8 protein-coding genes and 4 pseudogenes are annotated in these 15,216 nt (G+C 53.7%); 6 read left to right on the top strand and 6 right to left on the bottom strand.

Annotated features, from left to right (window positions below; all coding sequences use genetic code 11):
• Positions 1 to 39: 39 nt before the first annotated feature.
• Positions 40 to 717: an iron ABC transporter ATP-binding protein FetA gene (gene fetA / locus HGD79_RS09420; RefSeq protein WP_001157540.1), complete on the top strand. Its 678-nt coding sequence runs from the start codon at positions 40 to 42 to the stop codon at positions 715 to 717.
• Positions 704 to 1,483: an iron export ABC transporter permease subunit FetB gene (fetB, locus tag HGD79_RS09415; RefSeq protein ID WP_001297299.1), complete on the top strand. Its 780-nt coding sequence runs from the start codon at positions 704 to 706 to the stop codon at positions 1,481 to 1,483. The genes fetA and fetB overlap by 14 nt, the downstream gene beginning before the upstream one ends.
• Before the next feature lie 62 nt (positions 1,484 to 1,545).
• On the opposite strand, the gene cnoX is transcribed toward fetB, so the two are convergent.
• From cnoX to tesA, 3 genes are read right to left on the bottom strand one after another with little or no spacing between them, the layout of a single operon-like run.
• Positions 1,546 to 2,400 carry a chaperedoxin gene (gene cnoX / locus HGD79_RS09410; RefSeq protein ID WP_001295322.1) on the bottom strand — a complete coding sequence of 285 codons (855 nt, stop codon included), beginning with the start codon at positions 2,398 to 2,400 and terminating at the stop codon, positions 1,546 to 1,548.
• 60 nt (positions 2,401 to 2,460) lie between these two features.
• The gene (gene ybbO / locus HGD79_RS09405; RefSeq protein WP_000148941.1) at positions 2,461 to 3,270 is read right to left on the bottom strand and encodes an NADP(+)-dependent aldehyde reductase; all 810 of its coding nucleotides are present in this window, start codon (positions 3,268 to 3,270) and stop codon (positions 2,461 to 2,463) included.
• Positions 3,260 to 3,883 carry a multifunctional acyl-CoA thioesterase I/protease I/lysophospholipase L1 gene (gene tesA / locus HGD79_RS09400; protein ID WP_001295836.1) on the bottom strand — a complete coding sequence of 208 codons (624 nt, stop codon included), beginning with the start codon at positions 3,881 to 3,883 and terminating at the stop codon, positions 3,260 to 3,262. Before tesA ends, ybbO begins: the two co-directional genes overlap by 11 nt.
• Here tesA and ybbA point away from each other — a divergent pair.
• The 4 genes and pseudogenes from ybbA to HGD79_RS26600 all read left to right on the top strand — a co-directional run.
• Complete coding sequence (gene ybbA, locus HGD79_RS09395; protein WP_001110573.1) at positions 3,854 to 4,540, top strand: putative ABC transporter ATP-binding protein YbbA; 687 nt, start codon at positions 3,854 to 3,856, stop codon at positions 4,538 to 4,540. The genes tesA and ybbA overlap by 30 nt on opposite strands.
• Positions 4,537 to 6,951 (top strand): putative ABC transporter permease subunit YbbP, encoded by a 2,415-nt coding sequence (gene ybbP / locus HGD79_RS09390; RefSeq protein ID WP_000561845.1) that lies wholly within the window; start codon positions 4,537 to 4,539, stop codon positions 6,949 to 6,951. The genes ybbA and ybbP overlap by 4 nt, the downstream gene beginning before the upstream one ends.
• Before the next feature lie 428 nt (positions 6,952 to 7,379).
• Positions 7,380 to 11,583 (top strand): annotated as a pseudogene (locus HGD79_RS09385) (RHS element core protein).
• A pseudogene (locus HGD79_RS26600) lies at positions 11,564 to 11,809 on the top strand (hypothetical protein); the annotation flags it as partial. The pseudogenes HGD79_RS09385 and HGD79_RS26600, both read left to right, overlap by 20 nt.
• 766 nt (positions 11,810 to 12,575) lie before the next feature.
• On the opposite strand, the pseudogene HGD79_RS09375 reads toward HGD79_RS26600, so the two are convergent.
• The 3 genes and pseudogenes from HGD79_RS09375 to allS all read right to left on the bottom strand — a co-directional run.
• Positions 12,576 to 12,941: pseudogene (locus HGD79_RS09375) on the bottom strand (helix-turn-helix domain-containing protein); the annotation flags it as partial.
• 115 nt (positions 12,942 to 13,056) lie between these two features.
• Positions 13,057 to 14,151, bottom strand: a pseudogene (gene mnmH, locus HGD79_RS09370) (tRNA 2-selenouridine(34) synthase MnmH).
• A gap of 68 nt (positions 14,152 to 14,219) precedes the next feature.
• Entirely contained in the window at positions 14,220 to 15,146 is a 927-nt protein-coding gene (allS, locus tag HGD79_RS09365) for an HTH-type transcriptional activator AllS (RefSeq protein WP_000460145.1), read from the bottom strand.
• Positions 15,147 to 15,216: the final 70 nt, after the last annotated feature.

Here is a 15,216-nt window from a genome sequence, read left to right as displayed (position 1 = left end):
TAAACTGTTTTTAGTAAAAATCAGAAAAAGGGAACAGTGATGCAGGAAAATAGTCCTTTGCTTCAGCTACAAAACGTAGGATATCTGGCGGGTGATGCGAAGATTCTTAATAACATCAATTTTTCGCTGCGTGCTGGCGAATTTAAGTTAATTACCGGTCCTTCCGGTTGTGGCAAAAGTACGCTGCTAAAAATAGTTGCTTCATTGATCAGCCCAACCAGCGGAACGTTACTGTTTGAAGGTGAGGATGTCAGCACACTAAAGCCAGAAATCTACCGCCAGCAAGTCTCTTACTGCGCCCAGACGCCGACGCTGTTTGGCGATACGGTATACGATAATCTGATCTTTCCCTGGCAGATCCGTAACCGGCAGCCTGACCCGGCCATTTTTCTCGATTTTCTCGAACGCTTCGCTTTGCCGGACAGCATTTTGACGAAAAATATCGCCGAGCTATCTGGTGGTGAAAAACAACGCATCTCACTGATTCGTAACCTGCAATTTATGCCGAAGGTTTTATTGCTGGATGAAATCACCAGTGCGCTGGATGAAAGTAATAAACATAACGTTAATGAGATGATCCATCGTTATGTGCGCGAGCAAAATATTGCCGTGCTGTGGGTGACACACGATAAAGACGAAATTAATCATGCGGATAAAGTGATTACACTGCAACCGCATGCCGGAGAAATGCAGGAAGCACGCTATGAACTCGCATAATATTACTAACGAATCATTGGCACTGGCATTAATGCTGGTGGTGGTGGCAATCTTAATTAGCCATAAAGAAAAACTGGCGCTGGAGAAAGATATTTTCTGGAGCGTCGGGCGAGCGATAATTCAGCTGATTATTGTCGGCTATGTGCTGAAGTATATTTTCAGCGTGGATGATGCCAGCCTGACATTATTGATGGTGTTATTTATCTGCTTTAATGCGGCGTGGAACGCGCAAAAACGCAGTAAATATATTGCTAAAGCTTTTATCTCATCGTTTATTGCCATTACGGTCGGGGCGGGAATTACCCTGGCGGTGCTGATTCTCTCTGGGTCGATTGAATTTATCCCGATGCAGGTGATCCCTATCGCCGGGATGATTGCCGGTAACGCCATGGTAGCGGTGGGGTTGTGTTACAACAATTTAGGGCAACGGGTCATTAGCGAACAGCAACAGATTCAGGAGAAACTGAGTCTTGGTGCGACGCCGAAGCAGGCTTCAGCGATATTGATTCGCGACAGTATTCGCGCGGCTTTAATTCCGACGGTCGATTCAGCAAAAACGGTTGGCTTAGTGAGTTTACCAGGAATGATGTCCGGGCTGATATTTGCCGGGATTGATCCGGTGAAGGCGATTAAATATCAGATTATGGTGACCTTTATGCTGCTCTCAACCGCCAGCTTGTCGACCATTATTGCCTGCTATTTAACCTATCGTAAGTTTTATAATTCGCGCCACCAGTTGGTGGTGACGCAATTGAAGAAGAAATGATGCGATGCCGGATGCGCAGCATCGCATCCGGCGTTGTGGTTCATGTGCCGATCAACGGAATATCAATACAACAATGCATACAGCTGGCGGCGATACTTCGACGCCAGTGCATCACCCGTACCCAGCGCAGCGAGGATCTCCTGGAACGTTTTACGCGTCTGACCGTCTGCGGCGGTGAGATCTTTACGCAGATGCCCGAACAGCAACTCCAGCGCCTCTTCATTGCGCCCAACCTGGTGCAGTTGCAGAGCCAGTTGCGTCGCCAGTGCGGCATCTTCTGGATTCTCCGCCACCTGCTGTTGCAACTGTTGAATTTCCGGCGTATCAGCCGCCTGCTTCAGCAGTTCGATTTGCGCCACCAGCCCCTGGTAGCGGGTGTCCTGATCCTGCAACGGAATGGTTTTCAGCACCGCTTCCGCATCTTCAGAACGGTTCAGCGCAATCAGCGTTTCTGCCAGCAGCAGGCCGATCTCCCCGTTCTGATTCGACAACTGCCAGGCGTCTTTCAGCAATGGCAGGGCATCGGTGTAATTGCCTTCCTGCATCAGTTGCATCGCCTGCTGCGCTTTCAGCTCTTCTTCGCGCGGCAGCACTTTATCCAGCAGGGCGCGGATCGCCTCTTCCGGTTGCGGCCCCTGGAAGCCATCTACCGGTTGCCCGTTCTGGAACAGATACACGGTCGGAATCGCGCGCAGACCAAACTGGGCGGCAATCATCTGCTCCGCGTCGCAGTCCAGCTTCGCCAGAATAAATTGCCCGTTGTACTGCGCCGCGAGGCTTTCCAGGATCGGGGTTAACTGCAAACAGTGCTGGCTACGTTCAGACCAAAAATAGAACAGCACCGGAGTGGTCATCGACTGTTCAAGAACCTGTTGCAGGTTAGATTCGTTAATGTTGACAATATTTTCTACGGACATGGAGTCGCTCTCTGTTGTCGATATTTTCTTTGACATGGGGGCTTAAGCGCGCGCTTCAACTCACCCCTGCAATATTTTGTCCATCACGCGCCCCGGCAGCAGGCGCTTGAGCACCATTACTGCCCAGGTCACCAGCGTTACCGGATAGCGCATCTTCGGCTTCTCGCTAATAAAAGCATGGCGTACTTTGTCCACCACCGCTTCCGGTCCCAACGTAAAGCGGGCGGCGATGCCGGGATTTTCGACTGGTTTATCACTTTGCGTCTGGTTGACGTTGTCGGTGAAGCGAGTACGAATGGGACCGGGTTCGATCAGGCTGACTTTAATTCCGCTGTGGCGCAGCTCCATGCGCAGTGCGTCTGACCACGCCTCCAGCGCATATTTACTGGCCGCGTAAGCGCCACGACCCGGCGTGGAGATTAATCCCATCACCGATGATGTCATCACAATACGCCCTTCACCGTGCGGTAACATCGCGGGTAACAGGCGCATGGTGAGCTGGTGTGCGCCGAAAAAGTTGGCGGAAAACTGCTGTTCCATCTGCGCACGGCTGATGGTGGAAAGGGGGCCATACATGCCGAATCCGGCATTGTTAAAGATCCCATACAGACAATTATCGGTCAGGGCGATCACCTCGTCTGCTGCGCGATCAACACTTTCTGGTGAATCCAGATCGATCAACACGCCGGTAAATCCCATGTTGTTCATACGCTCAACATCATCCGGTTTTCGGCAACCTGCCAGCACATGAAAACCCTGGCGTTTTAATTCGAGCGCGCTTTCCAGGCCAATTCCACTGGAACATCCGGTAATTAAGACCGATTTTTGCATAACTTTACCTGTCAGGATCTCCGTTGCTTTATGAGTCATGATTTACTAAAGGCTGCAACTGCTTCGCCATCCAGTCGGCAATAAACGGCTGGGCGTCGCGGTTGGGATGAATACCGTCATCCTGCATCCATTGTGGCTTGAGGTAGACCTCTTCCATAAAAAAGGGCAGCAGCGGAACATCAAACTCTTTGGCGAGTTTGGGGTAAATGGCGCTAAAGGCTTCATTATAACGGCGACCATAGTTTGCAGGCAGACGTATTTGCATTAACAATGGTTCAGCGTTGGCGGCTTTGACATCCTGCAAAATCTGGCGCAGCGTTTGCTCGGTTTGCTGTGGCTGAAAACCACGCAAACCGTCATTGCCGCCCAGTTCAACCAGCACCCAACGCGGCTGATGCTGTTTCAGCAGAGCCGGAAGGCGCGCCAGTCCTTGTTGCGAGGTGTCGCCGCTGATGCTGGCATTAACTACCGACGTTTTACTCTGCCACTTATCATTCAACAAGGCAGGCCAGGCCGCGCTGGCAGACATTCGATACCCGGCGCTCAGGCTATCACCCAGAATCAATAACGTGTCCGCTGCGGCGGCACGGAAGGTTAACAGGACCAGGAACAGGAAGGGCAAATGCCAGCGGAAAACATTGTTGAAGTTCATCATCTTAAGAAGTCCGTCGGTCAGGGGGAGCATGAACTCTCCATCCTCACCGGAGTTGAGCTGGTTGTCAAACGTGGCGAGACCATCGCACTGGTGGGCGAGTCGGGATCGGGTAAGTCAACCTTGCTGGCGATCCTCGCCGGGCTGGATGACGGCAGCAGTGGCGAAGTGAGTCTGGTGGGACAACCGCTACATAATATGGACGAAGAAGCGCGGGCAAAGTTGCGCGCGAAGCACGTCGGCTTTGTTTTTCAGTCATTTATGTTAATTCCTACCCTTAACGCGCTGGAAAACGTCGAGCTTCCGGCGCTGCTGCGCGGTGAGAGTAGCGCGGAAAGTCGTAACGGAGCGAAAGCGTTGCTCGAACAGTTAGGGCTGGGTAAACGTCTTGATCATCTTCCGGCACAGCTTTCCGGCGGCGAACAGCAACGAGTGGCGCTGGCGCGAGCCTTTAATGGTCGACCTGATGTGCTGTTTGCCGACGAACCCACCGGCAACCTTGACCGCCAGACGGGCGATAAAATTGCCGACTTGCTGTTTTCCCTCAACCGTGAGCATGGCACCACGTTGATTATGGTGACCCACGACCTGCAACTGGCGGCACGCTGCGACCGCTGCTTACGGCTGGTGAACGGGCAGTTGCAGGAGGAAGCATGATTGCACGTTGGTTCTGGCGCGAATGGCGTTCGCCGTCGCTATTAATTGTCTGGCTGGCGCTAAGCCTGGCGGTGGCCTGCGTGCTGGCGCTGGGCAATATCAGCGATCGCATGGAGAAGGGCTTAAGCCAACAAAGCCGGGAGTTTATGGCGGGCGATCGGGCGTTGCGCAGTTCGCGCGAAGTGCCGCAAGCATGGCTGGAGGAAGCGCAAAAGCGCGGCCTGAAAGTCGGCAAGCAGCTGACTTTCGCCACCATGACATTTGCAGGCGACACACCGCAGCTGGCGAACGTCAAAGCGGTGGATGATATCTACCCGATGTATGGCGATCTGCAAACTAATCCCCCTGGCCTGAAACCGCAGGCGGGCAGCGTATTGCTGGCCCCACGCCTGATGGCGCTGCTTAACCTGAAAACGGGCGACACCATTGACGTGGGCGATGCCACCTTGCGGATTGCCGGAGAAGTGATTCAGGAACCGGATTCCGGTTTTAACCCCTTCCAGATGGCTCCGCGTCTGATGATGAATCTGGCGGATGTCGATAAAACCGGAGCCGTGCAGCCGGGGAGTCGGGTCACCTGGCGTTATAAATTCGGCGGCAACGAGAACCAGCTCGACGGCTATGAGAAATGGTTGTTACCCCAGCTTAAACCCGAACAACGCTGGTACGGTCTGGAACAGGACGAAGGCGCGCTGGGGCGATCGATGGAACGCTCGCAACAGTTCCTGCTGCTTTCGGCGCTTCTGACCTTGCTGCTGGCAGTGGCAGCAGTGGCGGTAGCGATGAATCATTACTGTCGCAGTCGCTACGATCTGGTGGCGATCCTCAAAACGCTGGGGGCAGGGCGAGCGCAACTGCGTAAGCTAATCGTCGGTCAGTGGTTGCTGGTGCTGGCGCTTTCAGCCGTTACCGGTGGGGCGATAGGCCTGTTGTTCGAAAACGTGTTGATGGTGCTGCTCAAGCCCGTTCTGCCTGCTGCACTACCGCCAGCCAGCCTCTGGCCGTGGCTATGGGCGCTGGGCACCATGACGGTTATCTCGCTGCTGGTGGGGCTACGACCGTACCGCTTGTTGCTGGCAACGCAGCCTTTACGCGTATTACGTAATGATGTGGTCGCGAACGTCTGGCCGCTGAAGTTTTATCTGCCGATTGTCAGTGTGGTGGTTGTGCTGCTGCTCGCCGGATTAATGGGTGGCAGCATGCTGCTTTGGGCGGTGCTGGCGGGCGCGGTAGTACTGGCTTTGCTGTGCGGTGTGCTGGGCTGGATGATGCTGAATGTACTTCGCCGCATGACGCTGAAATCGCTACCTCTGCGCCTGGCGGTTAGCCGCCTGTTACGTCAGCCGTGGTCAACATTAAGCCAGCTTTCGGCATTTTCGCTCTCCTTTATGCTGCTGGCGCTGTTGCTGGTATTGCGTGGCGATCTGCTTGACCGCTGGCAGCAGCAGCTACCTCCAGAAAGCCCGAACTACTTTTTAATTAACATTGCCACAGAACAGGTAGAACCGCTAAAAGCGTTCCTCGCGGAACATCAGATAGTCCCGGAATCATTTTATCCGGTAGTGCGGGCGCGGCTGACGGCGATTAACGATAAGCCGACAGAAGGTAATGAAGATGAGGCGCTTAACCGCGAACTCAATCTTACCTGGCAAAATACGCGACCCGATCATAATCCGATTGTCGCCGGTAACTGGCCGCCAAAAGCCGATGAAGTGTCGATGGAAGAGGGGCTGGCGAAACGCTTAAACGTTGCCCTCGGTGATACCGTGACTTTTATGGGCGATACCCAGGAGTTCCGCGCTAAAGTGACCAGCCTGCGCAAAGTGGACTGGGAAAGTCTGCGGCCTAATTTCTATTTTATTTTCCCTGAAGGGGCATTAGACGGGCAACCGCAGAGCTGGCTTACCAGTTTCCGCTGGGAGAATGGCAACGGCATGTTGACACAACTCAACCGCCAGTTCCCGACCATTAGTCTGTTAGATATTGGCGCGATTTTAAAACAGGTCGGTCAGGTGCTGGAGCAGGTAAGTCGGGCGCTGGAAGTGATGGTGGTACTGGTCACCGCCTGCGGTATGTTGCTGTTGCTGGCTCAGGTGCAGGTGGGAATGCGTCAGCGTCATCAGGAGCTGGTGGTGTGGCGCACACTCGGTGCGGGGAAAAAGCTGCTGCGCACGACATTGTGGTGTGAGTTCGCCATGCTTGGGTTTGTTTCTGGCCTGGTAGCCGCAATTGGTGCGGAAACGGCGCTGGCAGTGTTGCAGGCGAAAGTGTTTGATTTTCCGTGGGAGCCAGACTGGCGATTGTGGATTGTTCTGCCGTGCAGCGGTGCGCTGCTGCTGTCGCTTTTCGGCGGCTGGCTGGGTGCGCGACTGGTTAAGGGTAAGGCGCTGTTCAGGCAGTTTGCGGGGTGATGAGAGTAAATAAGGGGCGTTCTGGTTGAATGGAACGCCTTGTTTAAATTAATTCTACAATATGTTTCATTGATGATGTTATTGAATTGGTGATTTCCTATCTTTCTATTGCGATATTAATCTGAATCGGTGGGGTTTAATAATTTTAAATATAGCCCTACAAAAATAACTCAGACTAATAAAATCATAAATCATATGCGTTGAATGGATATTATCCATATAGTGAATTTGTTGATGATGAATTCATCTGTGCTAAAAATTTTAGTTTAATAAAATATTGAAAGTGACCTGTAATAACAGTTGTTGTTGATTGAGAACAAATAAGTTTATGTGAAAAATATATAAATACATTAGCTGGTCTTGTGTGTCATTTTATTTTTTTTGTTGCTAACACAGGGATATGAACAATAACTAAAAGGGCACTTTATATGAGCGGAAAACCAGCGGCGCGTCAGGGAGATATGACTCAGTATGGCGGTCCCATTGTCCAGGGTTCGGCAGGTGTAAGAATTGGCGCGCCAACTGGCGTGGCGTGCTCGGTGTGTCCGGGCGGGATGACCTCGGGCAACCCGGTGAACCCGCTGCTCGGTGCAAAAGTACAGCCCGGCGAGACGGACCTTGCGCTGCCCGACCCGCTGCCGTTCATTCTCTCCCGCACCTACAGCAGCTACCGGACGAAGACGCCTGCGCCGGTGGGCATTTTTGGCCCCGGCTGGAAAGCGCCTTCTGATATCCGCTTACAGATACGCGATGATGCACTGGTACTCAACGACAACGGCGGGCGGAGCATTCACTTTGAGCCGCTGCTGCCGGGGGAGGCGGTGTACAGCCGCAGTGAGTCAATGTGGCTGGTGCGCGGTGGTAAGGCAGCACAGCCGGACGGCCATACGCTGGCGCGGCTGTGGGGGGCGCTGCCGCCGGATATCCGGTTAAGCCCGCATCTTTACCTGGCGACCAACAGCGCACAGGGGCCGTGGTGGATACTCGGCTGGTCAGAGCGGGTGCCGGGTGCTGAGGACGTACTGCCAGCGCCGCTGCCGCCGTACCGGGTGCTTACCGGGATGGCGGACCGCTTCGGGCGGACGCTGACGTACCGGCGTGAGGCCGCCGGTGACCTGGCCGGGGAAATCACCGGCGTGACGGACGGTGCCGGGCGGGAATTCCGTCTGGTGCTGACCACGCAGGCGCAGCGTGCGGAAGAGGCCCGCACCTCTTCGCTATCTTCTTCTGACAGTTCCCGCCCTCTCTCAGCCTCAGCGTTCCCCGACACACTGCCCGGTACCGAATACGGCCCCGACAGGGGTATCCGCCTTTCGGCGGTGTGGCTGATGCACGACCCGGCATACCCGGAGAGCCTGCCCGCTGCGCCACTGGTGCGGTACACGTATACGGAAGCCGGTGAACTGCTGGCGGTATATGACCGCAGCAATACGCAGGTGCGCGCTTTCACGTATGACGCGCAGCACCCGGGCCGGATGGTGGGGCACCGTTATGCAGGCAGGCCGGAGATGCGCTACCGCTACGACGATGCGGGGCGGGTGGTGGAGCAACTTAACCCGGCAGGCCTGAGTTACCGCTACCAGTATGAGCAGGACCGCATCACCGTCACCGACAGCCTGAACCGGCGTGAGGTGCTGCATACAGAAGGCGGGGCCGGGCTGAAGCGGGTGGTGAAAAAAGAACTGGCGGACGGCAGCGTCACGCACAGCGGGTATGACGCGGCAGGAAGGCTCACGGCGCAGACGGACGCGGCGGGACGGCGGACAGAGTACGGTCTGAATGTGGTGTCCGGCGATATCACGGACATCACCACACCGGACGGGCGGGAGACGAAATTTTACTATAACGACGGGAACCAGCTGACGGCGGTGGTGTACCCGGACGGGCTGGAGAGCCGCCGGGAATATGATGAACCGGGCAGGCTGGTATCGGAGACATCGCGCAGCGGGGAGACAGTACGCTACCGCTACGATGACGCGCACAGTGAGTTACCGGCGACGACAACGGATGCGACGGGCAGCACCCGGCAGATGACGTGGAGCCGCTACGGGCAGTTGCTGGCGTTCACTGACTGCTCGGGCTACCAGACCCGCTATGAATACGACCGCTTCGGCCAGATGACGGCGGTTCACCGCGAGGAAGGTATCAGCCTTTACCGCCACTATGACAACCGTGGCCGGTTAACCTCGGTGAAAGACGCACAGGGCCGTGAAACGCAGTATGAGTACAACGCCGCAGGCGACCTGACTGCCGTTATCACCCCGGACGGCAACCGGAGCGAGACACAGTACGATGCGTGGGGAAAGGCGGTCAGCACCACGCAGGGCGGGCTGACGCGCAGTATGGAGTACGATGCTGCCGGACGTGTCATCAGCCTGACCAACGAGAACGGTAGCCATACAGAATTTAGCTGGGATGTGCTTGACCGCCTGATACAGCAGCGCGGCTTTGACGGGCGGACGCAGCGTTACCGTTATGACCTGACCAGAAAACTCACGCAGAGTGAAGACGAGGGGCTTATCACCCTCTGGCACTACGATGCGTCGGACCGCATCACGCACCGGACGGTGAACGGCGACCCGGCAGAGCAGTGGCAGTATGATGAGCACGGGTGGTTAACCACCCTCAGCCATACCAGTGAAGGCCACCGCGTGTCGGTCCACTACGGCTACGACGATAAGGGCCGCCTGACGGGCGAACGGCAGACGGTGGAGAACCCGGAGACGGGGGAACTGCTGTGGCAGCATGAGACGAAACACGCCTACAACGAACAGGGGCTGGCAAACCGCGTCACGCCGGACAGCCTGCCGCCGGTGGAGTGGCTGACCTACGGCAGCGGTTACCTGGCGGGCATGAAGCTGGGCGGGACGCCGCTGGTCGAGTATACGCGGGACAGGCTGCACCGTGAGACGGTGCGCAGCTTCGGCAGCAGGGCAGGCAGTAATGCCGCATACGAACTGACCAGCACATACACCCCCGCAGGCCAGTTACAGAGCCAGCACCTGAACAGCCTGGTATATGACCGTGACTACGGGTGGAATGACAACGGCGACCTGGTGCGCATCAGCGGTCCGCGACAGACGCGGGAATACGGCTACAGCGCCACGGGCAGGCTGGAGAGCGTGCGCACCCTCGCACCGGACCTGGACATCCGCATCCCGTATGCCACCGACCCGGCGGGAAACCGCCTGCCGGACCCGGAGCTACACCCGGACAGCACGCTCACGGCGTGGCCGGATAACCGCATCGCAGAGGATGCGCACTATGTTTACCACTATGATGAATACGGCAGACTGACGGAGAAGACGGACCTTATCCCGGCGGGTGTTATCCGGACGGACGACGAGCGGACCCACCACTACCACTACGACAGCCAGCACCGTCTGGTGTTCCACACGCGGATACAGCATGGCGAGCCACTGGTCGAGAGCCGCTACCTCTACGACCCGCTGGGACGGCGAATGGCGAAACGGGTATGGCGGCGGGAGCGTGACCTGACGGGGTGGATGTCGCTGTCGCGTAAACCGGAGGAGACATGGTACGGCTGGGACGGCGACAGGCTGACGACGGTACAGACCGACACCACGCGTATCCAGACGGTATACCAGCCGGGGAGCTTCACGCCGCTCATCCGGGTCGAGACAGAGAACGGCGAGCGGGAGAAAGCGCAGCGCCGCAGCCTGGCGGAGAAGTTACAGCAGGAAGGGAGCGAAGACGGTCACGGTGTGGTGTTCCCGGCTGAACTGGTGGGGCTGCTGGACAGGCTGGAGGGGGAAATCCGGGCAAACTGCGTGAGCAGTGAAAGCCGCCAGTGGCTTGCGCAGTGCGGGCTGACGGTGGAGCGGCTGGCGGCACAGATAGAGCCGGTTTATTTGCCTGAGCGAAAAATACATCTTTATCACTGTGACCACCGGGGCCTGCCGCTGGCGCTTATCAGTGAAGACGGCAATACGGCGTGGAGCGCGGAATATGATGAATGGGGCAACCAGCTTAATGAGGAGAACCCGCATCACCTGCACCAGCCGTACCGGCTGCCGGGGCAGCAGTATGATAAGGAGTCGGGGCTGTACTATAACCGTCACCGGTACTACGATCCGTTGCAGGGGCGGTATATCACTCAGGACCCGATAGGGCTGGAGGGGGGGATGGAGTCTGTATGCGTACCCGCTGAATCCGGTGAATGGTATTGATCCATTAGGGTTAAGTCCCGCAGATGTAGCGCTAATAAGAAGAAAAGATCAACTAAACCATCAAAGAGCATGGGATATATTATCTGATACTTATGAAGATATGAAGAGATTAAATTTAGGTGGGACTGATCAATTTTTCCATTGTATGGCATTTTGTCGAGTGTCTAAATTAAATGACGCTGGTGTTAGCCGATCGGCGAAAGGGCTGGGTTATGAAAAAGAGATTAGAGATTACGGGTTAAATCTGTTCGGTATGTACGGCAGAAAAGTAAAGCTATCCCATTCTGAAATGATTGAAGATAATAAAAAAGACTTGGCTGTAAATGACCATGGGTTGACATGTCCATCAACAACAGATTGCTCAGATAGATGTAGTGATTATATTAATCCAGAGCATAAAAAAACGATAAAGGCTTTACAAGATGCTGGCTATCTCAAGTAATCTATCAAAGATGATAATATTTATTTTTGCTATTATAATCATTGTTGTTTTATGCGTAATTACTTATCTTTATTTATACAAAGATGAATCTCTTGTAAGTAAACATTACATAAACTATATGGCAATACCAGAAAATGATGGAGTTTTTACATGGCTCCCAGATTTTTTTCCGCACGTAGCGGTGGATATATCAATATACACAAATGTAGAAGATGATTATTTTTTTTCTTATTTTTCCCTAACAAATGATGATGGGGGTAGGTTTAAGAAAACATTGACAGTGAGGGCCAGGGAACAAGTGGCGAAAATCGTATCAAAGAATGATCCAGATACAAAAAAAAGTGTGGTGTAAATATGGTAAGATACCAGGGCAAGGGGATGGTGTAAACCTTTTTTTGTTGGTGAAATTAATGTTACGCATTATTTTATAACAAATATTGGAGCTGGATTGCCTGATGCTTGTGCAGAGTAATTGCTTGAATTAAGAGTCTATCCCATATCGAAGTCGTCAACTTCGTAGTGAGGAAAAGTAAAATTCCTGACTGAGAAAAGACATGTCGGCTATTGTGTAAAGCCATATAGCTCAGACGATGAATATCTACTCGTATTCAGTTGTTTATTGAGGGTGAGTTCCGACCCTGAAACAACAAATAAAATGAACAGTCAGAGAGTTTACATAGAATTGCACTGGTCTTTTACGATATCTGACATTGTGTAATACATATTCAGCCATGCATTAATTAAAATGTTACGTGTTTAATGTGAGTCCCTATCTGAAAATAAATAATCCTTCCGGATTAAAATAAATTCTTGCCGGGAAAGAAAGAGGAAATAAACCATTAGCGGAAAACCAGCGGCACGCCAGGGTGACATGCCCCAGTACGGCGGCCCGATAGTCCAGGGTTCAGCGGGGGTACTGATAGTCGCGCCGACTGCATCGAGAACTCCATACAACTTTTTACGGAACGTCACCTGATAAAATTTGTTCAGTATCGTCTTTTGAGATTCTCAAGGTTATGGAGTAACCAGACAGAACGGACACCACTGTCGGAGATAAAAACCCCCTGTTTACGCAGCTCGTTGCTGGCCCGGTGCTGACCATGTGTCGGGAAAGCGACGGCGTAATCAACAACAGCCTGTTCAGTTGCCTCATCGGTACGGTTCTTAAGGTTAGGAGCGCGGCGACTACGATTAATCTGCGCATCCACACCGCCTTCAGCGACCAGTTCGCGGTAACGATAAAACGTATCACGCGAAACGCCCATGATTTTACAGGCTTTTGATACGTTGCTGAGTTCTTCAGCCAGATTGAGCAAACCGGCTTTGTGTTTGATGACGGGATTGGCAGTATGAAGCATGAGAGTTACCTCTTGTTTTGGATAAGGATTCGACACTCATATCAAAACCGGTAACTCTCAACCTTTCAAGGCCATGTGTCAGATCAAGTCGCGACTAATACAAATACGTCCCTCATTACCGCGCCTTAACCCATTCCGCCACTTCCGCCCACTCACCGCGAAAGACAACTTTTTCCGCTTTTTTCTCAAGCTGATAGCGATACATTGGGTCGTAATATTCTTTAAGTAACGGCACCAGCCAGGCCAGATGACCGTCGGTGCTGCCGGTGGTGAGTTGCGTTGTCAGCGCCGTATCCAGCTGGGCAGCGAGTTCGTTTTAGCGCTGTAACCCCAGCCGACGCTTAATCGCCGAAAGTCCGTGATGCAGGTATTCGCAATATTCCTGCCAGCCCTGTTCGTCGCCATAAGCGTGGGTAAAATCATGATGCATACGCAAGAAATACTCTTCGTTCAGGCGCTCAAGACGGATCTCAAACGGATCTTCTACCACCGCAATCGCCGCCTGAGTCATTCGCTCGCGCAGGCATTCCGGCAGGTGATTCGAACCGATCATCCGGCTTTCGTCTTCCAGCACCCACAGGCGCAAATCCTGACGGGCGTCGGTTTTCAGCATTTCGGCAGCCAGCAGGTTTTCAAAACTCGCCTGGCTAAGTTGTGGTTGTAACGTGCGACCAAACGCCGAACCGCGATGGCGCGCCAGCCCTTCCAGATCAACACCGTTCGGCTGTTGCTGCACTAACAGCGTTTTACCGCTGCCAGTACAACCGCCAATCAGCACTATCGGTTTTTGTGCCAGTTCAATAGTCGCCTGAATCGCGGTCTGGCGCAGTGCCTTATAACCGCCTTCCACCAGCGGATAATCAATCCCCGCTGCATACAACCAGCTTTGCACAATATGTGAGCGCTGACCGCCACGGGCGCAGCAGAGAATACCTTGCGGATTTTGCAGGCACGCTGCCCGCCAGGCGTCCATGCGCTGCTGACGAATTTCACCCGCCACCAGTTTATGCCCCAGCGCCAGCGCTGCGTCTGAGCCTTGCTGTTTATAGCAGGTGCCAACGGCGGCGCGTTCATCGTTATTCATTAACGGCAGATTGATAGCGGCGGGCATTGCGCCTTGCTCAAACTCGATAGGGGCGCGAACATCAATAATGGGCGTATCAGCAATCAGCAGGGCACGATAGTCCTGTTCCGTGTGTCTCTCTTGCATAGTTAAAAGTGAACCTCAAATCAGCTTGCGCGCTATTTTACGCGCCAACGCGCAAGGAAACTTGATTTTTAACTGCGTGGGTTGCCGAAAATTTCTAAAAATCCGCTGATTTCCGGCCTGCGCTGGGTAAACAAGGTCACAATATCTTCTACCGCTTTGCCGCTGCCAAATTTGCGCCATGCCAGACTCAATGGCGAAGGAGGGCGCATCGTTGGGATTACCCGGCTAACCAGTTGTTGATTATCGATCATTGACTGGCAAAGCGATTTTGGCAAAAAACCAATGCCAACGCCCGCAAGATGGGCGGCGATTTTCGTTTCCATATCAGGAACAATAATCTCTTTTTGCCCTGGCAATCGCCAGGCGACGCGTTTGGTTAAGGTGCGGGCGCTGTCTTCAATATTGACCGCCGGAAAGCGCCGCAACTGCGCTTCTGTTAGCGGCTCTTCAACGTTCGCCAGCGGATGATCCGCCGCCATGACAAAGCGCCATTGCACCGATCCTAAGGGATCAAGACTAAAGGTATTTGCCAGCGCCTCGGTTCCCGTGACGCCGATAGCCAGTGAAAAACCTTCGTACAATAGCGAATCCCAGACGCCCATATAGATTTGTCGGGAGATGTGAAACTGGGTAAAGGGGTAACGTTCATTCAGCCACGCCAGCAACTGGGCGACGGCCTGGGGGTTGTAGAGCAGGTTGTTGATGACAATATTCACCTGGCGTTCCACGCCATCATTCACCTGTTGCAGCTCGCTTGGCATACTTTCCAGCCAGCTCAGCCAGTCTCTGGCCTGGGAAAGTAGATGCTCGCCAGCCGCTGTCAACGTCACGCTACGAGTCGTACGGAAAAACAGCGCTACTCCGGTATTCTCTTCCAGAAGTTTAATGCGATAACTGATCGTCGCCGTGGTTTTACATAATCGTTCTGCCGCTTTTGAAAAACTTCCTGTTTCAGCAACCGCAATGAAAGTCCGCAAGGTTTCTGGATCGAACATCTTCAGGTATCCCCTTTTAAATCCGCAAGTTGCGTGATTTTCTTATCCTCTGATTTATCAGTATTTTTAC

Origin of the sequence: Escherichia sp. SCLE84 (genome assembly GCF_012584495.1) — a bacterium.
In the GTDB taxonomy this organism is placed as follows: domain Bacteria; phylum Pseudomonadota; class Gammaproteobacteria; order Enterobacterales; family Enterobacteriaceae; genus ECMA0423.
The sequence above is the reverse complement of the archived record's forward strand: the minus strand, read 5'-3'. Positions and strand labels throughout refer to the sequence as shown.